Below are 18,366 nucleotides of genomic sequence, written 5' to 3'. Positions count from 1 at the left end.
TCTGTCGAAATTCTTCATGGAAGACACGAATCAGATGCTGAATACAGAACATAGATTCAGCATAAACATTCTCTTTCACTAAATGTACTTCAGACAGTTCAAGCTAGATCATATTCTCTGGTTTCACCTGCCTCCTGTATGTTATGGAGAAGTTTTGCACAACCCAAGAGAATTATCAATGCTTCACTGATATCCGGATTTTTCCCTATTTCATGTGTGTATACATTTCGATATGATTTTATCGCGTCGGTAATCTGGCCTTCCCTGGAATCTACTATTCCCTTTTCTTCTAAGTGGTCAAGGACTTCTTTGGGACCTCCAAGGTTTTGGCTCGATTTGATTTGGTCAAGAGTATGATCAATCACTCTTCCAGTGATCATGGCAGATGCAAGAAGATGGTCACTTCTTAGTTCTTCAAGACTTTGTTCAAGATCATTTGCATAGAGAGGGAGTTCTTCATTTATACCCGATATTTCTTTACCAACATCTTTGTATCTTGTACCTCTCTCGTTATCAATAGAACTCATTCCTTCTTCAAGTTCGATCTGTTCTTTCCAAGCCTCCAAATGTCTCCTCTTCCTTTTCAACGATTCTTCATAGTCTTCTTGTTTCCTTCCCGGAGATTTCTCCCCCAAAGTCGCAACCCTTACGGAAGGATGTAACGAATTCTTCTTTTCTTTCCCCTCTGAAAATGCAACTTCTGCAAAATTGTCTATTTTCGTGCTCATGCTCCGCTTTTCATCCTCTCCCTCATTATATCTCTTATCTAACAAGCTATCTATTTGTTCCAGAAATTCGTCAATCCGCTTCCGCGCTTTTTTTGGATCAATCTGTAGGGCCATTATCATCAATTTCTAAACTAAGTAACTTATATCTAGCTGATTTATTATGAAGAATATATCTTGCATTTAGTACAATTCTTGAATCTATCTCTGATCAAGAATTTCAACAATGTCTCATCAACGGATTACAGCAGAAGGATCGACTTCAAGGTGAAAAGACAGAACTCTCGGTACCGAAATCCGTTTGCTCCCTAAACTGCTGGAAACTTTCTCGGTCACCGAGCGCCTCGACGAGTGCTTCGTTGCACATCATGAGTTCAGACAGGTGCTCGGCCTCCTCGACACCCTCAAACCATGCCTCGGCCTCACCAGGACGAAACACGCCGTGATCACCGAGTGCTTCTACCATATCATGTAGATCACTGCGATAGGACGAACAGAGGGTCATCAGATCAGTTACCCCCGTTAACCTCGTTTTTCCGTCGCTCGACTTCTCGTTTCACAGCTTCCTCGATAAACTCCTGTCGCTCATCGTATTGGTAGCGTTCGAAAATTTCGTCGATAACGGGGTCACATTGCATAATGGATTTGACAGCATATCGATACCAGACACTCTTCGACTGACCCGCGATCAATCGACTTGAGACCCATTCCTCTACTTCATCGTCGATATTGAAACTCGGTTTGGCCATTGATAGTTAGTGATTCATCAACTGACTAAAGTTCTGCGGGTTAAGAAGTGTATTACTCTTCTCAAATCCATAATGTTGAAGAATTAGACATTCTTACACGTATTATCTATTTTACCTGTTGTACGAATATATAGATAATACCTCTCTTAGAGATAAGAAACACTTAAGCAATTAGAGAGTTGAGTGAATGATGAATGTCGCTATCAGTGCAAGTAACTGTCTCGATGCCAATGGAGATGGTTCAAGAAATCGACTATGAGGCTGATAAACAGGGTATGAGCCGCGCACAGTACATCCGTGAAGCTATCAGGTTAGCGAACGGGACGCCGTTTGTGTCGGATCGAACTACACTATCACGTAAGGAACCAGAAGCCACCACAGAAGCATGAAAGGGGACCAAGAGCCTGCAAGCAACGGGGTCCCCGTTCACAACGATGGAAGCGTGAGGCAAAAGCCTGCCGTCACCGCACAGGCGGGACAAACCGCGTGCGATGAGCGCTGAGCTTCAGCCCCTCGATCCCGAGGAAGGCGTCGAGCGGTTCCTCGCGTACATGGCACCGTCGTGGCGTGATTCGACGTACAACAACGCCGTGACGAGGTTAGGCCATCTGCTCGACTTCCTCGACGAGCGAGGGATAGACGATACGACGGTTCTCTCGGGGAGGACGCTGTCGGACTTCGTAGCGTGGCGACGCGACGAAATCGCGCCGATCACGCTGCAGAAGCAACTGACGACAGTACGCGTCTTCCTCCAGTGGCTCGCGGACATCGATGCGGTACGCGATGGACTCGCCGAGCAGCTGCATGCGCCGGAGCTTCCCGACGGGGCCGAATCGAGTGACGTAGTCATCGAGACCCATCGTGTCGAGCGGATGCTCGAACACTTCGACAGGTTCGACTACGCGGGTCGGATGCACGCAATGGTCGCAATCCTGTGGAGAACCGGGATGCGTCGCGGAGCGCTCCACAGTCTCGACGTGGACGATCTGCGACCGGACGAGCGGGCTATCGTGCTTGAACATCGCCCGGATTCGGGAACTTACCTGAAAAACGGAGCAGATGGAGAGCGATGGATCTACCTCGGACCGAGGTGGTACCAGATTATCGAGGACTACATTGCGGAGCGGCGGCTCGATAAGACCGACGAAAACGGCCGTGAGCCACTGCTAACGACTCGGTACGGTCGTCCCCACGTTACGACAATAACCGATAACTGCTACCGGGCGACTCGACCCTGCCAGTACACCGGAGAGTGTCCGGTCGGCCGCGACATCGAGGAGTGCGAGGGAACGCGAAACCCCGAACAGTGCCCGTGCAAGCGTGGGCCTCACTCGTTCCGTCGTGGCGCGATTTCGGATCACCTGAGAGAAGGCACTCCGCCTGAGGTCGTCTCGGAGCGGATGAACGTCTCGTTGGATGTTCTGTACAAGCACTACGACGTGCGGAGCAACCGCGAGAAGATGGATGTGCGGAAAGAGCACCTACCTGAGTAACAATGACATTGAGAAATCTGCGAAAGATCGAAGAACAGACGCAGGAAGCAATCACGACGCGCCACTCCACTTCCCGGCGAGTCCACTCCCACCTTTTACGACGGTCACAGGCAAGAGCGATGGCACCAGCCATCGCTCTTGCTGGTTCCCTGTAAAAGCTGGACCAAAAGCACTCCTCCTTCGCTTCACTCCGTTCCGCTCAGTCGTCGGCCCGCTCGCTTCGCTCGCGAAAGAACTTCGAGGAAGACTTCTGCAACCGCCCCCGATGGAACTCGTTCGCGATAGCTACTTCGACGCGACGTTCCACGCCGAGTAGGACCCGTACCTCGAGTTCGACGTTTCGAACGCCATCGACCTGATGGAGGCGGACGGAACGAAGGTGCAAATCAAAGGCTGTCTCGAATGGACGAAGACGGCGAGCGGGCGACGACGCGGCCGGTATCGGTTGTGGCTCCCGGACCACGTACGGCTGGTCGAGGACGACGCGGTGTACCTCTTCGTCGTCTACGATCCGACGCTCCCAAAACCCATCCAGAAAACGCGGTTCATCCGCGCTCGGGACCTTGAACGCGTTGTTGGTCGCGTCACTTGGATGGACGCGACTCACTCGACGAAACGAGGGAACCCCACGAACATCGTTCACACGCGAGTTTTCCCCGACGAGGAGGTGGCGTGGTGTCGATTTCTGTGATGCAGGCCCGAGTCGTCTGCTGTGGGTGTCACGCGGTCACCGTTCGGCGGGTCGAATCCAACTGGTTCACGAATCCGGATGAAGACCCGAAAAATCAGACGTTCAAGCACGCTTGCGGCAGGTGTGGGAGCGCAACCCCCCACAACGTAATTGAGGTGATGTCTTCGTCATAGACCATTTTGCCGATTTTTGGTGTCGATAGTAACACGAACAATTACTTAACCCCACTCCGTCTAGGCTAAGAGGATCACAATGAGTGCAGAGGCCAACAGCGACGAGTTCGGTGAGTTAGGGCCTCCAGAGTATCTTCTGTATCATGTCCTTTTAGCCCGGGATAAACAAGATAATAAAGAAACGGGCCGGACTAATACGCACAAATTATGCGTACTCGTTGATAGGGAGCTTCGCTCCGAGTACAACCGAGACGTTCTCCTACCCACTTACTGGTATAAATATGGGAAAACACTTTCTGAAGCAGACTTGAACACCTCCGTTGCGCATCGGCCTCGCTCAGATAAAACGTTCGGCTACTCATATTATCCAGCTGATCAAATCAGTGAAACGGATTTTGATCATCTGGACGCAGATCTCAAAGACGATGTCTTTCGCGCCGTTCAAGATGTCATCGGTAAACATGGAGATAAGACCGTCGATGAACTGGAGGAGTACCAGTACAAAAACTTCCGTCCTGACGATTTTATCGAAGCATATGGCGATCTCCGATGGTATTTAGCGCAGTTCGCTATCGATGACGAGCAGCGAACTCTCACCAAATTCCTTGGTAGTAAGCAGAAATCAGTAATTGAGGATCACCTAGATCGGATGCTAGGGACTTTCCCATCAGATGAATATCAAGAGATCCATTATACCTATCTCGAATGGGATGATACAATTCGTCTTCTGCACGAGCAAGGGCATAGTCCACGATCTCTCTTAGAATTCACAGAATTGTTCATCGAGGGTCTTGCAAAGACTGTACTCAGATTCAAACACAACGATAATATTCCTGATGAGCGCCTCGTTGAATGGCAGGAAGATAAAGAAGATACGTTGCACGAGCTCGGAGATAGAATTCAACGAAAGCGGCAGGACGCACTCCAGCACAGAGAAGAATCGGGAATGATGGATCGCCTTGCTGATTCATACAACGAGACAATCCTCGACGAAATTAACGATCACTGAAATGGCAGATAACGCTTTCTTGGACAAGAGCATCACTCTTGGATATATCTTCTTAAGTGATCCCCAGCACCGGGTTTGTCGAAAATACATCCACACTGGCGATACAGATTACTACGCTACACGAGAAGTCGAAGAGGTATACCATCGACGACGAGACGAGATTATCAAGAAACACAAAGAAGCGATACTCCATCATATACAGAATGTCACTAGCACGTTCGAAGGTCAATTGACGGATGAAAATATAGAGAAGATTAGGGGGCAAATCAACCGCCGGAAGAACCCAGCATGGAGATACCTAGAAGATTTCTATACTGGAAAAGCAGGACAGGAAGTACACATAGTGACAAGAGGTCTACGTGATGTCATCCGTGATCTTGAGGCTAGGGCGAAAGCCCGACAATCTGCCTTATACGAGCGTATGAATGGGTGGTTGCGTTTCAAATCATACAATGATATTCAGGATCGACTCCAGATGCTTGTCGAACGAGGCGAAGAAGAAGACATGCGGATGATACTTGATGCACATGATATTGCCTCTAATGTTGAAGGGTTTACCGAATTGACGACGGCCAATCCGAAGGAATTCGACGACCCAGAAGTAAAACAGGTTATAGAGGACCACACAAATATCGATCACATTGAGTTAGTATTTGTGAGCCGTGACTACAAACCTACTTGACCACTTCTTTGTATCTACATCTGCCTGTCAGTTGAATGGTTAGCCATCGAGAGCGTGAAAAACAGCGGCAAACGAGTGCTGAATACACTCTCTTATTCAGCGCTATGCTTTTGTCAAACTCTGAAGGGTTCACCAGAACATCGAATCACTAACTAAACCAGCCCATATAATTTTCCTCGTTCTTCGACCGCACGCCGAATCGTCCGGCGTGACGAATCGAGTTCGTCCGCTGCTTTTCGCTGACTCATATCGTCCCGCGCTACCATGTCGAGCACGGTACAGACGCGGTCGTAGTCCGCACTCTCGACGAGCTTCCCGTTCCGCTTCTCGAACCCGATCGGAGCCGGGCCGTGGCGGTACTCGTGGGACTCCTGCCGAGCGGCGATACCCTCGCGGATGTTCTGGCGCTTGATGTTCGCCTCCAATTCCCCGAAGACACCGAGAAGCTGGAACAGTGCACGCTGTAGGGGTCTTCTTCGTCCGCACCGATGACGAGGCCCTCAGAAACGATGTGTAGCTCAACGTCGGCTTTACGGAGTCGTTCGGCCGTCCGTTCGAGGATACCGAGTCGAAGTGAGATTCGCTCCCTCCGGGACGCCGTTCCGATGGCGGTCGTCGCTCTCCAGTGAGTCGCCCGCTCCCCCACCATATGTCGGTTTCCTCACCGTTTCACACCCTAAAACCCCGCGAAAACCGGCCTGAAACCCGGAATCCGAATGAACCCTCGACTTCGATTCGACGACCGTTTCACCCAGTTCTCGCCCGCCGTATCCGGATTAGATGGAATATAATAAAGCCGATAGCGGTACTCGTATGAAATACGCCCGAAGCCCGGGTGTGACGGACTTGGCAAGTGTTCGACGGTGCCGGAGGCTCTGGTGGCGAGTTGGCTTCTCGCCGTGTTTCGGCCATTCCTCCCACGAAAGTTTGTCATCTCGAACGCGTGCCGACTTTTTAGGACCGAAAACCGAGAGACCATTTACAGACGACAGCAATGAGCCACGACACACTCGACGACGTTGACCGGGGCATCCTTCACCTGCTCCAACAGGACGCGCGTAACGTGACGACGACCGAAATCGGCGATGCGGTGGGCGTCTCCGCCAGCACCGTCGGTAACCGACTCCAACGACTCGAAGAGAAGGGCGTCATCGACGGCTACCATCTCAAAATCGACTACCACGACGCGGGATTTCCGCTTCGAGTCCTCTTCATCTGCACCGCGCCGATTCCCGACCGCGAGGAGTTGGGCGAAAAAGCGCTCGACGCGTCGGGAGTCGTCAACGTCACGGAGATCATGGCCGGTGTGGAGAACCTCCACGTCGAAGCGGTCGCACGGACCCGTGACGACGTGACCGCTGTCGCCCGGAAACTCGATGAAATCGGATTGGACGTCGTGAACGAAGTGCTGGTCAAAAACGAGCACAGCCGACCCTTCGACCATTTCGGGGAGAAGTCCGTCTCGGAGTGACACCGAGGAGATTATTTCTAAATCGCGGAAATTCTATCTTTAGAATCCGATTTACACAGATTTATCCGACATACTTATCCATTGACGAATCTTAAAGCAGGTACTGGAATGGAACATACTTCCTACCGTTTGCAGGACGGTGAACGGCCCAGTACCGCCGTCGTCAACGCGATCGCGGAGCACGAGGGCACGTCATCACCCAACGACATCGGGCCGCGCCTGTACGACGCCGTGGACCCGGACGCACTCGACTCGCTGTTCCGACAGCGGGTCGATGGGAAGATTCGAGACGGTGGCAAAGCGGTGTTCAGATACCGTGGCTACGAGATTACGTACGAAAGCGACGGATGGATTCGAATCGCGGATGACCCGACTTCGACGTCGGGTACGTCCGGAGCGGCCCCTGCAGACGAGTGATCAAACGAGAGCCGTGAGCTCGGACTCGATGGCAGCGACGTACCCCGACCGGTCGTAACCGAGTCGTTCACGCCAGATGTTTTCGTAGGATGGATGTAAGAGTGGCAACAGCGTCACGCCGAGCCGTTCGCACTCGACCGGTGACAGCACCCGGTCGAGGAAGCCGTCCACGGGAATCGACTCGAAACCGAGGACGGTTTCGGTGGCGGACTTTCCCGTCGAGACGACGACGGAGGGGCCGACTCGTTCGATTTCGGTTCGCAGGTGGTCGAAACAGTTCTCCAACTCCCCAGCGTGCGGCTCCCGATTCGACCCGTCGTCTCCCTCGGGGAAGCACTTCACGGCGTTCGTGAAGTACGCCTCGTGGCCGAGGTCGGCAAACAACGACCGGATTTTGCGCCCCGAGTGGCGCGTGGTGTAGGCCATCCCCGTCCAGTTGCCGCCCTGCCACCGCTCGGCGTCCGGTTCTCCAGCGCCGGGTGCCTCGCCGACGACCATCACGTCGGCAGAAAGCGGGCCGGTCCCCCAGGAGATACGGTTTCGACACTCGACGAGTTCGGGACACCGCGAACAGTTCGATTCGAGGACGGTGCGCGAGTCGGGGAACATGGATAAAAGCGTGGAATCAGCCGTCCGACCGCTTCAGCCCTCGTTTTCGTCGTCTTCGTCGTCTTCGACGATTTCGATACCGCGGTTGTTGACCGCGTTGGGGTCGAGGCCGACCTCTTCGAGGAACTGTTTGTATTCGCGCTCGCAGGCTTCGGCGTCGGCCTGTTTGTCGCTGGCGCGGTCACACAGCGCCACGAGGTCCTCCGGCACGTCGTTCGTGTAGACGATCCAGTGGTTGATGAGGTCCGAAAGTCGTCGGATCGGGCTGGTGAAGTGGCCGTAAATTTCGAAGTTCAGCGCGTGGTGCCCCCCGAACGGGTCGCTCATGTAGCGGGCGCGGGGCATCACCTTCATCACGGCCCACTGGATTTTGTCGAGCTGTCGCCCCGGTGCGTCCTCGAGCGTGGCGTTCACGGCCATCCGCGGGTCGTCCCACGTGCTGCCCGGAATCGAGACGCCGTTCAAATCCTGAATCTCCTGCAGCGCCTTCCCCCACTCGTCGGGCGTCGGTTGCGGGTGGACGCGGTACATCGCCTCGACGCCGCGGCCCCACATCAGTTCGTGCGTGACGGCCTTGTTCGCCTTCAGCATCGACTCCTCGATGATGGTGTGGGCGCGGTCGCGTCGCGGGTTCAGGACGAGGCTGCCGTCCTCCTTCCGCTGTTCGTGCATCCGGTCCGCGAGTTCGAACGAGAGTTTACACTCCTCGTGAAGCGGCGCATCCTCGTCGTCGAGTCGCTCCTCGGCCTGCGAGTAGGTGAGTCGCTCGTCGCTCTGGATGACGGATTTGTAGATGTCGATGGTCTCGTAGGAGAGGTTCTCCTTGTCGAGGTGCATCTCGACGGTGTGTGCGAGGCGGTCTTCGTTCGGGACGAGCGAACAGACCGTCTCCGCGAGCATCGGCGGCAGCATGTGAATCGTGTACCCGGGGAGGTACACCGTGTTCCCGCGTTTGACCGCCTCCTCCCACATGTTCGATTCGGGGTGAACGTAGTGGGTCACGTCGGCGATGTGGACCCAGAGGACGTACTCGTCGTCGCGCTCTTCGACCGAAATCGCGTCGTCGAAGTCCTGTGCGTCGATGGGATCCGTCGTCCACGTCGTCATGTCCCGCAGGTCGGTTCGCTCGTCGGCCTCGTCCTGAATCTCCTGCTGGATGTTCTCCGTTCGCTTCTCCGCCTCGGTCATCACGGCCCCCGGAAACCCGTCCCTGATTTCGAACTTCTCGAACAGCGTTTCGCGCTTGCTGTCCAGTCGCTCGGCGAGGTCCTCGGAGATTTCGACCGGCCCTTGGCCTTCGGCGGTTCCCGCCTCGGCCTGTGCATCGCTCGTCATGGCCGCTGGTAAGGGTCTCGGGAAGTTAGGCGTATCGACTGACTACCCTTCCCGTTCTCCCAGTGGGCCGTAACGGTCTTTGACGGCCGTTTCGTACCGGGCCAGAAATTCCATCTGCTCGACACCCCCCGCGTCGATGTCCACCAACAACCCCTCCAGTTCGTCGCGTGGTTGATGACACAGTTCGCGGTGACACGCCTTACAGAGGTGTTCGAACGTCTTCCCGTTGCGCTCCCAGCGATTTCCCTCCTTGTCGTACTCGCGGGCCGCGGAGCGACGAACGGCGTCGCCACACGCGATGCAGATGACTGACTTTTTCTCCCGGTTCCGCCGGGAACCCCACATGCTAGTTCCTTCGACGCCCCCTCACTTGCCCTTTGTGCCACCCCGGATTTAGATCACGAACTCGTACAGTTCGTCGCCGACGAAGTGAATCGATTCGACGACCTTCCCCGAATCGCCGACCATCTCGTCGCCGTCGGTTTTCGCACGTCCGATGGCGAGGACCTTGCCGTGCGTCTCCTCCGCGATGGTGACTAAGTCGCCCGGTTCGATGTCGTCGTTCGCTTCGACGATGCCGGGCCGCATCACGTCCGCGCCGTCGCTGACGAACGAGACGGCACCCGCGTCCACCGTGACGACTCGTTTCGTCGGCGGGTATGAGTTCGCACCCTGCACGGTGAGAAACGGTTCCTCCTCCACGTAGACGACCGTCGGTTCCCCGTCGACCAGCACGATGTCGAACTCCGAGTCCTCCAACTCCACGAGTTCGTAGGTGTCCGCGTTCAGTTCGACGCCGAGGCTGTCTTCGAGCGCGGTTTCTATCTCTCGAACCTCGTCGCTTCGGAGATGGTGGCGAGATTTGACTTCCATGATCCGACGTGCGTTCGTCTCGTGCATAAACCCACCCGTTTGGACCGACTCGGGTCGGATACCGACGGTTCAGCGACCTACGGAGAGCCGACACGGCTGTTCGGAATCACTCGTCACGTTCGTCCATGTCCCGCGCCGCCTCGTAGCGCTCCACGGCGGCATCGAACCCCTCGCTCGCGAGCGAATACGCCTCTCGCAGGTCGGCTATCGGCGTTTCGGTGGCGTCCACGCGCAAATCGTTGTAGTAGGGGTCCCTCCCGTCCGTCTCCGCCGTCTCCGTCGTCTCCACGAGGAGCGCCGCACTTTGGACGCGCAACGCTTCCCGTTTGTCCCCGCCCTCGGCCTGCCCCGCGGCCAACGCGTCGATGAGTCGTTCTGCCAGCGGTCGGTCCTCGTCCTTACTCTCGCGGTACGCTCGCGCGGTTTCGGCGACGACGGACTCGCCGGTCAGCAGGTTCCCGGCGACGGTGTAGTTCTCGCCGCTCTCGTGGCCGTACCAACCGTTGCACTCCTCGCCGGAGAAGGTGAACGTTCCGTCCGCGTCGATGCCGTGGAGTTGGCGGTTTTCCGCCCCGTCGTCGGCGTTGAGGAGCGCCGAGAGAGCGTCCTCGATGGCGAGTCCGTCGTCCACGTATTCGATTCCCTTTCGTCCGAGTTCGACGTTGACGAGGCTTTGGGTGGCGATCGCTCCGTTCTCGCTGGCGAACGGACAGAGCGTTCCGACCGCTGGGAGTCGTGTCGTGACCGCGACGCCGAACCGCGTCCGATCCGTTCCCTCCTCGTCGGTGTACCGTTCCCTGACACAGATGCTGAACGTCATGAACCGGGGGACACAGCCCCCGACGAAAAAAGTCCGTTTTCCGGCGAGCGAGTCGCACGTCGCTCGAACCCGCCGATATCGAAATCGACACTCCCGCCGAACGGTCCGGTTTCACCCGTCGGCTCGTTGGAGTTATTCGGTACTCTCTTACACTATTTTCGTGCTTAATTTGTCACAATACATGCTCGTTAGAACTGTTCTGCCTGCCGCCGCCGGGTTTTCGTACGCGCCGTCTGACGTAAGAACTATACTCGTTCGATGGCCCCGTAGTTCTATGGGATTCATGGATAAGATTCTCGGCGACGCTCCTTCCGGAGGCGCCGGGGATTACGTCGAGCTAGATTTGGACGACTTCGATGCCGCGCCCGACGAATCGCGCGTGAGCGTTCACATCGCGGAAATCCAAGGCCAGCAGGACGTCATCGACATCAAGGACGCCGTGTACGACGGCGACATCGTCATCGCCGATATCACTCGACTTCGAACGCAGGATACCACCGTCGAGCGTATCACGGACGAACTGCAACAGGTCGCCCGCGAAGTCAACGGCGATATCGTTCAGAAAGGTGACGACCAACTCATCGTCACACCTACCAGTGTCAGCATCAGTCGAACAAAACTCGGTCGGAATTAGACGCTGTCCGGCGTATCCGCGTCGTCTTCTACGGTCCGCTTCAGCGAGTCACGGCGTGCCTTCGCGTCGCGGCCGGTCGCTTCGAGGAGGAACTCGTTTTTCTTGCTCACCGCGTCGGCGGCGGCGTCGGCGTTACCTTCCGCGATGACGTCCTCCGCGGGACGCTCTTGGAAGTCCACGGCGAGTTTGTCCTTCTTCCCGCTGTAGGACGCCGCACCGGCGACGATTCGCTTGAACACCGGGTTGTCGGGTTCCTCGACGACGTAGAGGTCGTGTCCGTTGAACTCCTCCGTCGCCGTTACGGGACCGAAATAGTCCTCGATGCTCGCTTTCAGGTCCGGCATTCGGTCTTCGAGATGCTCACCGCGTCGCATTTTGTATTCTTTCATGAGTTGGCCCCAGATTGGAGGGGTGGATGTTTACTCTTTTCGCGTCGCGTCTACTCTTGTTCGCTTAGGTATCCCTTCCGACATTCGGGGCAGATGTCGCCCGCGCGAAGCGAAGACCCGGACGCTGATCCGCCGAACTGTCCACATTCGGGGCAAACGAGTTCAGCATCGGCGCTCGAATTCGAGGCTTGGTCGGGTTTCGGCGCTTCCCGCGCCCGCGTGAAACCGGTATCAGTCTGTGGGCTGGGTCGCGTGGTCCGAACGAATCCCGTCTCTTCGCGCGGTTCGGCTTCCACGAACTCGGTGTCATCGTCCATCGCCGGCGCGCTTTCGGGGGTCAAACTCCCGCCGAAGCTCACTTCCGCGTCGCTGCTGTCGCCGACCTGTGCGTCGAACCCCTCGTCTTCGAGGCCCGTATCCGGCCACTCCGCGGGTTCGTTCGTTTCGTCTCCCGCGTTCGTATCGTCCGCGTCGGGCCACTCGCCGTGTCCGCGTTCGCCGTCGTCTTCCACCTCGTCTTCGGCGTCTTCGAGGATGACGCCGTCGTCGTCCTCGGCGCTCTCCGGCGGTTCGAAGTCGTCGTCGTTGAACGTCACGGGTTCCGATTCCGATTCGAATTCCGTGGTCGGAGAGGAGTCGATGATTTCCGTCTCGGCCGGTGGTTTCGCCCGCCGGTCCGCCGACCTGCTCTCGATGGGTTCCGGCGTCGGTTCCGGTTCCTCTATCGCCGTCACCTCCTTGTTCTCGCTCACGACCTTCTCGTTCCCACAGCGTCGGCACTCCGCGAACTCTCGGACCGTCACGATGACTTCGTTACCCTGCTCTTCGCGCTCTCGCTCTATTTCGGACTCGCCGTAATCGTGTCCTATCAGCGAACATCTGAGACCCATTGAGTGAGGGTTATTTTCACGGTGTGATAAAAGGGTATTGTTTTTTGGGACGTCAGCCGAAGTTCTCCTCCTTCGCGTCGTCCGGGTCGTGTCCCGTCGCCGCCAACACCTCGTGTGCCTCCGACAGGAAATCCGCGAACCCGTACACGAACACCTGCCCGTCCGCCCGCGAGAGGACGTCCCGCACCGCCGCGCTTTCGGTCAGCGACCCCTCGGTGACGAGTACCGTCGCGCCGTCGGCCTCCAGTTCCCGCAGTCGCCCCTCGTGGGCCGGTTCGTCGTCGCGGTACACGATGGTCACGTCACCTCCGTCGGCCAGCGCGCGCGCGCCGATTCCGACCACCGGCCCCACGCCCGGCCCGCCCGCGAGGAGAACGACGCGGGACTCCCCTTCGTAGTACGAGCGGCCGAACGGGCCAGCGACGGTCACGGTCTCTCCGGCCTCGCGTTCCGCGAGCCACGGGCTGAGGTCTCCTTCGGGGTCGACACCCACCGTGATCTCGAACGTCCCGTCCGCGTCGGGCGAGGAAAGGGTGTAATGACGCGTGACCCGCTCACCATCGACGGTTCCGGCGACCTGTAGGAACTGTCCGGGCCGGGCGTCGAACTCCGGCGGCGACTCGATTTCCAGCACGATGGTCCCTTCCCCGACATTTCTCACGGCTTTCACTTCGACTTCGGTACCATCCATAGGTGGATCGTCGGCCGTAAGAACCAAATTCCTTGTCGCTTCGCCGACTCCGCTTCAGAAGGCTTTTGATTTGCCACCGGGTAACGTAGCAGTGATGCAAGACCTGAACTGGGCCATCGGCGGCGAAGCCGGCGATGGAATCGATTCGACCGGGAAAATCTTTGCGCAAGCGCTCTCCCGTGCGGGCCGACATGTCTTCACTTCGAAGGACTTCGCGTCCCGTATTCGAGGAGGGTACACCGCGTACAAGATCCGGTCGTCTACAGACCGAGTCGAGAGCGTCGTCGACCGACTGGACATCCTTGTAGCACTAACCCAGCGGACCATCGACGAAAACCTCGACGAACTTCACGAAGACAGCGTGATCATCTACGACGGGGAGCGAACGGAGATGGAGGACGTCGACATCCCCGAGGAGATGATCGGATTGGCCGTTCCGCTTCGCAGTCTCGCAAAGGACGCGGGCGGAACCATCATGCAAAACACCGTCGCGCTCGGCGCGGCGTGTGAAGTGGCGAACTTCCCCATCGAGAACCTCGACAGCGCGCTCGACAAGAAGTTCGGCGCGAAGGGTGAGTCCATCGTCGAGAACAACAAGGAAGCCGCCCGTCTCGGGCAGGAGTACGTCCAAGAGGAGTACGACCACGACTTCGAGTACGACGTGGAAACGACGGACAACGACTACGTCCTGCTCAACGGTGACGAGGCGATCGGCATGGGTGCACTCGTCGCTGGCTGTCGCTTCTACTCCGGCTACCCCATCACGCCGGCGACCAACGTGATGGAGTACCTCACGGGTCGAATCGAACACTTCGGCGGCACCGTGATGCAGGCCGAGGACGAACTGTCGGCCATCAACATGGCGCTCGGCGCGGCGCGCGCGGGCGCACGCTCGATGACGGCGACGTCCGGACCGGGTATCGACCTGATGACCGAGACGTTCGGCCTCGTCGCACAGAGCGAGACGCCGCTCGTCATCTGCGACGTGATGCGCTCCGGTCCCTCGACCGGGATGCCGACCAAACAGGAACAGGGCGACCTGAACATGACGCTGTACGGTGGGCACGGCGAGATTCCGCGGTTCGTCGTCGCACCGACGAACGTCGCCGAATGTTTCCAGAAGACCGTCGAGGCCTTCAACTTCGCCGAGAAGTACCAGACGCCGGTTTTCCTGCTCGCGGACCTTTCGATGGCCGTCACGGAACAGACGTTCTCGCCCGAGGTGTTCGATATGGACGCGGTCGAAATCGAACGCGGGAACATCGTCGACGAGGACGACATCGAGGCGTGGACGGACGAGCAGGACCGCTTCCAGCCTCACTTCCCGACTGCCGACGGCGTCAGCCCCCGCGCGTTCCCCGGAACCAAGGGCGGTGCGCACATGTCCACCGGTCTCGAACACAACGCGCTCGGTCGCCGGACCGAGGACACCGAAATCCGTGTCGAGCAGGTCGACAAGCGAAACCGCAAGGTCGAAACGGCACAGGAAGAAGAGGATTGGAGTCCGCGCGAGTTCGGCGACGAAGACGCCGACACGCTCGTCATCTCGTGGGGGTCGAACGAAGGGCCGATGCGCGAAGCCCTCGACTTCCTCGAAGCGGACGACGTGAGCGTTCGGTTCCTCTCGGTTCCGTATCTCTTCCCGCGCCCGGATCTCACCGAGGACATCGAGGAAGCGGACACCGTCATCGTGGTCGAGTGTAACGCGACCGGGCAGTTCGCGAACGTTCTCGAACACGACGCACTTACCCGTGTCGAGCGGATAAACAAGTACAACGGTATTCGATTCAAGGCCGACGAGTTGGCCGAAGACATCAAAGCGAAACTCGGACAGGAGATAGAAGCATGAGTTCAGAGGTTCGATTCACCGACTTCAAGTCGGACAAGCAACCGACGTGGTGTCCCGGATGCGGTGACTTCGGGACGATGAACGGGATGATGAAGGCACTCGCCGAAACCGGTAACAGCCCGGACGACACCTTCGTCGTCGCCGGTATCGGCTGTTCCGGTAAGATAGGCACGTTCATGCACTCCTACGCGATTCACGGCGTGCACGGACGTGCGCTCCCGGTCGGCACCGGCGTCAAACTCGCCAACCCCGACCTCGAAGTGATGGTCGCGGGCGGCGACGGTGACGGCTACTCCATCGGTGTGGGTCACTTCATTCACGCCGTGCGCCGGAACGTGGACATGTCCTACGTCGTCATGGACAACCGCATCTACGGACTGACGAAGGGACAGGCCTCGCCGACCAGCCGCGAGGACTTCGAGACGAGCACGACGCCGGAAGGCCCGAAACAGCCGCCGGTCAACCCGCTCGCGCTCGCCCTCTCGGCGGGCGCGACGTTCATCGCACAGTCGTTCTCGACGGACGCACAGCGTCACGCCGAAATCGTCCAGAAGGCCATCGAACACGACGGCTTCGGCTTCGTGAACGTCTTCTCGCCGTGCGTCACGTTCAACGACGTGGACACGTACGACTACTTCCGCGACTCCATCGTCGACCTCGCGGACGAGGGCCACGACTCCTCGGATTACGACGCGGCCAAGGACAAGATTCTCGACGCCAGCAAGGAGTATCAGGGCGTCATCTATCAGGACGAGGACAGCGTCCCGTACAGCGAACTCCACGGTATCGAGGGCAACATGTCCGAGATTCCCGACGGCGCACCCGACGACGCGATGGACCTCGTGCGCGAGTTCTACTGAATCACGGTCCGGTTCTCGTCGGCTCGGTTCTCCCGTTTTCGCTCGCCTCGATAGCGACCCGTCCCGTTTTGCGTCGATATTTCGCGACGATCTCCGTTCAATTTCTGACCTACATCGCACGACCAAATCCGTTTCTCGCGGCCGTTTGCGTCTGTTTTTTATGACGTGGCCGGTAAGAATGGATAGAGATGACTGCGGAGATACGCACTGTCGTCAGCGGTGTCGGGTACTCCCCCGCCGCGGCGACCGTTTTACCCGACTCCCTCGACACTGGCCGGATTTGCGACGCGACCGACGGCCGAACGGCGGCCGACCCCTCGTCAGTTAGAGCGACCGGAACGGCGGAGCAACGAACCTCGCTCTTCGACCGAAGGGTGATGGCATGAGCGAGCATTTCGACGTTATCATCGCGGGTGCCGGTCCCGCGGGCGCACAGTGTGCGCGGGACTTGGCCCAGCGAGGCTACGACGTCGTCGTCCTCGAAGCCGAAAAGGAAGACACGTTCCCGCGGCAGAGCAACAAGTCCACCGCCGGAACGTTCTCCTCGATGATGGCGGCCTTCGGCATTCCGGACGACGTGGTGATGAACTACACCGACAACGTGGTCCTCGAATCGCCGAGCGAACACTTCGTCCAATCGCAACCCGGTGCAGTCCTCGAATTCGCGGACTTCAAGCGGTTTCTGGTGGCCGACGGACGGGACGAGGGTGCCGAATACTGGTTCGGCGCCCGCGTCTCGAAGCCCATCATGAGCGGCAACGAAATCGTCGGCGTCCGCTACGCCGGGGACCAAGAGGTGTACGGCGACATCGTCATCGACGCCACCGGCCCGAGCGCGCCCCTCGCGAAGAGCCTCGGCGTGAGCAACCTGAAACGCGAGAATCAGGCCATCGGCGTCGAATTCGAGATGGAAGGCGTCGACGTGGACCCCGACGGCTACGCCGACCTCACCGACGCGATGATGCTGCGACTCGACCACAACCTCGCGCCGGGCGGCTACTCGTGGATCTTCCACACCGGCGAGGACACGGCGAAGGTCGGCCTCTGTTACATCCAGAACGAGAGCCACCACGACTACGCCAAGGAGGGCATGGGAATCGACGACTACCTCCAACACTGGTTGGACACCGACCCGCGCTTCGAGAACGCGGAGCGGTTGGAGGGAAAACAGCACCGCGGGTCCGCCCACATCCAGATGCCCGGCGGCCTCTCCACGGACAACTTCATGGCCATCGGCGACACCGTGCCGACCATCGACCCGCTCTGGGGCGAAGGGATTCACACCGGCATGAAGTCCGCCCGCGCGGCGGCGATAACCGCCGACCGGTGTTTCATGACCAGCGCGTCGGACACCTCCGCGGAGAAGATGTCGATTTACGACAAGCTCTGGCACGGCGACGTCGCCCCGCAGATGCGGACGCGACTGGTGATGACACAGCTCCTCTACCTCGCGGAGAACGAGCGCTACGACACGCTCATTCGTGACCTCAAACAGCTCACCCACAGTTCGCGTGCGAACGCGAACAACGGCAAGCTCCGCGGCATCATGAAGCTCCTCCACTGGGAGGACATCCCGCTCCTCAAGCGGTTCGCCCGAGAACGGCTTCCGATGTAACCGTCCGTTTCGACCCTACTCCTCCCCCGAACTCGCGTTTCCCGTCTCCCGAATCCGTCGCCGATATTTTTCGAGCGCGTCGTCCAACGCCTCGCTTGCATCCACTTCGAGTGCGTCCGCCACCGCGAGCAACGAGAACAGCGCGTCGCCGATTTCGTCCCGCTTCACGTCGAGCGCCTCCGGATTCTCACCCCACTCGGTCGATTTTGTCGCGTCGGCGGCTATCTCACCGACTTCGGCCGCCAAATCGAGTATTCGATACGCCGGATCGCTCCCCAAGTCGTGGTCGGCCACGAACGCCGAGACCTGCTCCTGTTCTTTCACGTTCGATGAAACGAATACCGCCGTCTAAATGTTTCGACCGACGGTGAGTGCACCGGTGAATCCACAG

24 protein-coding genes are annotated in these 18,366 nt (G+C 58.0%); 11 read left to right on the top strand and 13 right to left on the bottom strand.

Features of this window, described 5'->3' with window-relative positions:
• Positions 1-98 precede the first annotated feature (98 nt).
• Together LJF34_RS09390 and LJF34_RS09385 are read right to left on the bottom strand one after the other, a co-directional pair.
• Entirely contained in the window at positions 99-842 is a 744-nt protein-coding gene (locus tag LJF34_RS09390; protein WP_231184709.1) for a DUF4145 domain-containing protein, read from the bottom strand.
• A gap of 145 nt (positions 843-987) precedes the next feature.
• Entirely contained in the window at positions 988-1,191 is a 204-nt protein-coding gene (locus LJF34_RS09385; protein WP_231184708.1) for a hypothetical protein, read from the bottom strand.
• Positions 1,192-1,965: 774 nt separating this feature from the next.
• Here LJF34_RS09385 and LJF34_RS09380 point away from each other — a divergent pair.
• Positions 1,966-2,967 carry a site-specific integrase gene (locus LJF34_RS09380; protein ID WP_231184707.1) on the top strand — a complete coding sequence of 334 codons (1,002 nt, stop codon included), beginning with the start codon at positions 1,966-1,968 and terminating at the stop codon, positions 2,965-2,967.
• A 199-nt stretch (positions 2,968-3,166) separates the two neighbouring features.
• On the opposite strand, the gene LJF34_RS09375 is transcribed toward LJF34_RS09380, so the two are convergent.
• Positions 3,167-3,352 carry a hypothetical protein gene (locus LJF34_RS09375; protein WP_231184706.1) on the bottom strand — a complete coding sequence of 62 codons (186 nt, stop codon included), beginning with the start codon at positions 3,350-3,352 and terminating at the stop codon, positions 3,167-3,169.
• On the opposite strand from LJF34_RS09375, the gene LJF34_RS09370 reads away from it, so the two are divergent.
• The 3 genes from LJF34_RS09370 (at position 3,347) to LJF34_RS09360 (ending at position 5,522) form a co-directional block, all read left to right on the top strand.
• The gene (locus LJF34_RS09370) at positions 3,347-3,658 is read left to right on the top strand and encodes a hypothetical protein (RefSeq protein WP_231184705.1); all 312 of its coding nucleotides are present in this window, start codon (positions 3,347-3,349) and stop codon (positions 3,656-3,658) included. The genes LJF34_RS09375 and LJF34_RS09370 overlap by 6 nt on opposite strands.
• Before the next feature lie 252 nt (positions 3,659-3,910).
• Positions 3,911-4,840: a hypothetical protein gene (locus tag LJF34_RS09365; protein ID WP_231184704.1), complete on the top strand. Its 930-nt coding sequence runs from the start codon at positions 3,911-3,913 to the stop codon at positions 4,838-4,840.
• A gap of 1 nt (position 4,841) precedes the next feature.
• The gene (locus LJF34_RS09360) at positions 4,842-5,522 is read left to right on the top strand and encodes a hypothetical protein (RefSeq protein ID WP_231184703.1); all 681 of its coding nucleotides are present in this window, start codon (positions 4,842-4,844) and stop codon (positions 5,520-5,522) included.
• Between the two features lie 152 nt (positions 5,523-5,674).
• Here LJF34_RS09360 and LJF34_RS09355 read toward each other — a convergent pair whose 3' ends face one another.
• On the bottom strand, positions 5,675-5,947 hold the full coding sequence (locus LJF34_RS09355; protein ID WP_231184702.1) for a hypothetical protein: 273 nt from the start codon (positions 5,945-5,947) through the stop codon (positions 5,675-5,677).
• Between the two features lie 569 nt (positions 5,948-6,516).
• Here LJF34_RS09355 and LJF34_RS09350 point away from each other — a divergent pair.
• Positions 6,517-6,993, top strand: coding sequence for an Lrp/AsnC family transcriptional regulator (locus LJF34_RS09350; RefSeq protein WP_231184701.1), 477 nt, complete (start codon positions 6,517-6,519; stop codon positions 6,991-6,993).
• 108 nt (positions 6,994-7,101) lie between these two features.
• The gene (locus LJF34_RS09345) at positions 7,102-7,410 is read left to right on the top strand and encodes a HalOD1 output domain-containing protein (protein ID WP_231184700.1); all 309 of its coding nucleotides are present in this window, start codon (positions 7,102-7,104) and stop codon (positions 7,408-7,410) included.
• Here LJF34_RS09345 and LJF34_RS09340 read toward each other — a convergent pair whose 3' ends face one another.
• From LJF34_RS09340 to LJF34_RS09320, 5 genes are all read right to left on the bottom strand, one after another.
• Entirely contained in the window at positions 7,411-8,019 is a 609-nt protein-coding gene (locus tag LJF34_RS09340) for a uracil-DNA glycosylase family protein (protein WP_231184699.1), read from the bottom strand.
• A 33-nt stretch (positions 8,020-8,052) separates the two neighbouring features.
• Positions 8,053-9,354 (bottom strand): ribonuclease R family protein, encoded by a 1,302-nt coding sequence (locus LJF34_RS09335; protein ID WP_231184698.1) that lies wholly within the window; start codon positions 9,352-9,354, stop codon positions 8,053-8,055.
• A 42-nt stretch (positions 9,355-9,396) separates the two neighbouring features.
• Positions 9,397-9,699: a hypothetical protein gene (locus LJF34_RS09330; protein ID WP_231184697.1), complete on the bottom strand. Its 303-nt coding sequence runs from the start codon at positions 9,697-9,699 to the stop codon at positions 9,397-9,399.
• A 48-nt stretch (positions 9,700-9,747) separates the two neighbouring features.
• Positions 9,748-10,227: an RNA-binding protein gene (locus tag LJF34_RS09325; protein ID WP_231184696.1), complete on the bottom strand. Its 480-nt coding sequence runs from the start codon at positions 10,225-10,227 to the stop codon at positions 9,748-9,750.
• Between the two features lie 106 nt (positions 10,228-10,333).
• Entirely contained in the window at positions 10,334-11,047 is a 714-nt protein-coding gene (locus tag LJF34_RS09320; RefSeq protein ID WP_231184695.1) for a DUF1028 domain-containing protein, read from the bottom strand.
• A gap of 274 nt (positions 11,048-11,321) precedes the next feature.
• Here LJF34_RS09320 and sepF point away from each other — a divergent pair, with 274 nt between their 5' ends.
• Entirely contained in the window at positions 11,322-11,681 is a 360-nt protein-coding gene (gene sepF / locus LJF34_RS09315; RefSeq protein ID WP_231184694.1) for a cell division protein SepF, read from the top strand.
• Here the strand turns inward: sepF and LJF34_RS09310 are convergent.
• The 3 genes from LJF34_RS09310 to LJF34_RS09300 are packed head-to-tail and all read right to left on the bottom strand — an operon-like array spanning position 11,678 to position 13,651.
• Entirely contained in the window at positions 11,678-12,070 is a 393-nt protein-coding gene (locus tag LJF34_RS09310; protein WP_231184693.1) for a DUF5611 family protein, read from the bottom strand. The genes sepF and LJF34_RS09310 overlap by 4 nt on opposite strands.
• Positions 12,071-12,120: 50 nt before the next feature.
• A complete protein-coding gene (locus LJF34_RS09305; RefSeq protein ID WP_231184692.1) occupies positions 12,121-12,960 on the bottom strand; it encodes an oxidoreductase in 840 nt (279 codons plus the stop codon).
• Positions 12,961-13,012: 52 nt separating this feature from the next.
• On the bottom strand, positions 13,013-13,651 hold the full coding sequence (locus LJF34_RS09300; RefSeq protein ID WP_231184691.1) for an FAD-dependent oxidoreductase: 639 nt from the start codon (positions 13,649-13,651) through the stop codon (positions 13,013-13,015).
• A 91-nt stretch (positions 13,652-13,742) separates the two neighbouring features.
• On the opposite strand from LJF34_RS09300, the gene LJF34_RS09295 reads away from it, so the two are divergent.
• The 4 genes from LJF34_RS09295 to LJF34_RS09280 all read left to right on the top strand — a co-directional run bounded on the left by LJF34_RS09295 (position 13,743) and on the right by LJF34_RS09280 (position 17,975).
• Complete coding sequence (locus LJF34_RS09295; protein WP_231184690.1) at positions 13,743-15,500, top strand: 2-oxoacid:acceptor oxidoreductase subunit alpha; 1,758 nt, start codon at positions 13,743-13,745, stop codon at positions 15,498-15,500.
• Positions 15,497-16,360: a 2-oxoacid:ferredoxin oxidoreductase subunit beta gene (locus tag LJF34_RS09290; RefSeq protein WP_231184689.1), complete on the top strand. Its 864-nt coding sequence runs from the start codon at positions 15,497-15,499 to the stop codon at positions 16,358-16,360. Before LJF34_RS09295 ends, LJF34_RS09290 begins: the two co-directional genes overlap by 4 nt.
• A 188-nt stretch (positions 16,361-16,548) precedes the next feature.
• Positions 16,549-16,746, top strand: a complete 198-nt coding sequence (locus tag LJF34_RS09285; protein ID WP_231184688.1) for a hypothetical protein — start codon at positions 16,549-16,551, stop codon at positions 16,744-16,746.
• On the top strand, positions 16,743-17,975 hold the full coding sequence (locus tag LJF34_RS09280) for a digeranylgeranylglycerophospholipid reductase (protein WP_231184687.1): 1,233 nt from the start codon (positions 16,743-16,745) through the stop codon (positions 17,973-17,975). The genes LJF34_RS09285 and LJF34_RS09280 overlap by 4 nt, the downstream gene beginning before the upstream one ends.
• A 15-nt stretch (positions 17,976-17,990) precedes the next feature.
• Here the strand turns inward: LJF34_RS09280 and LJF34_RS09275 are convergent, their stop codons facing one another.
• Positions 17,991-18,299 (bottom strand): MazG nucleotide pyrophosphohydrolase domain-containing protein, encoded by a 309-nt coding sequence (locus tag LJF34_RS09275; RefSeq protein ID WP_231184686.1) that lies wholly within the window; start codon positions 18,297-18,299, stop codon positions 17,991-17,993.
• Positions 18,300-18,366 lie beyond the last annotated feature (67 nt).

It is taken from the genome of Haladaptatus sp. DYF46 (assembly GCF_021083305.1).
Classification (GTDB): Archaea; Halobacteriota; Halobacteria; order Halobacteriales; family Haladaptataceae; genus Haladaptatus.
Note: the sequence above shows the minus strand (reverse complement) of the source record. Positions and strands in the feature narration are given on the sequence as shown.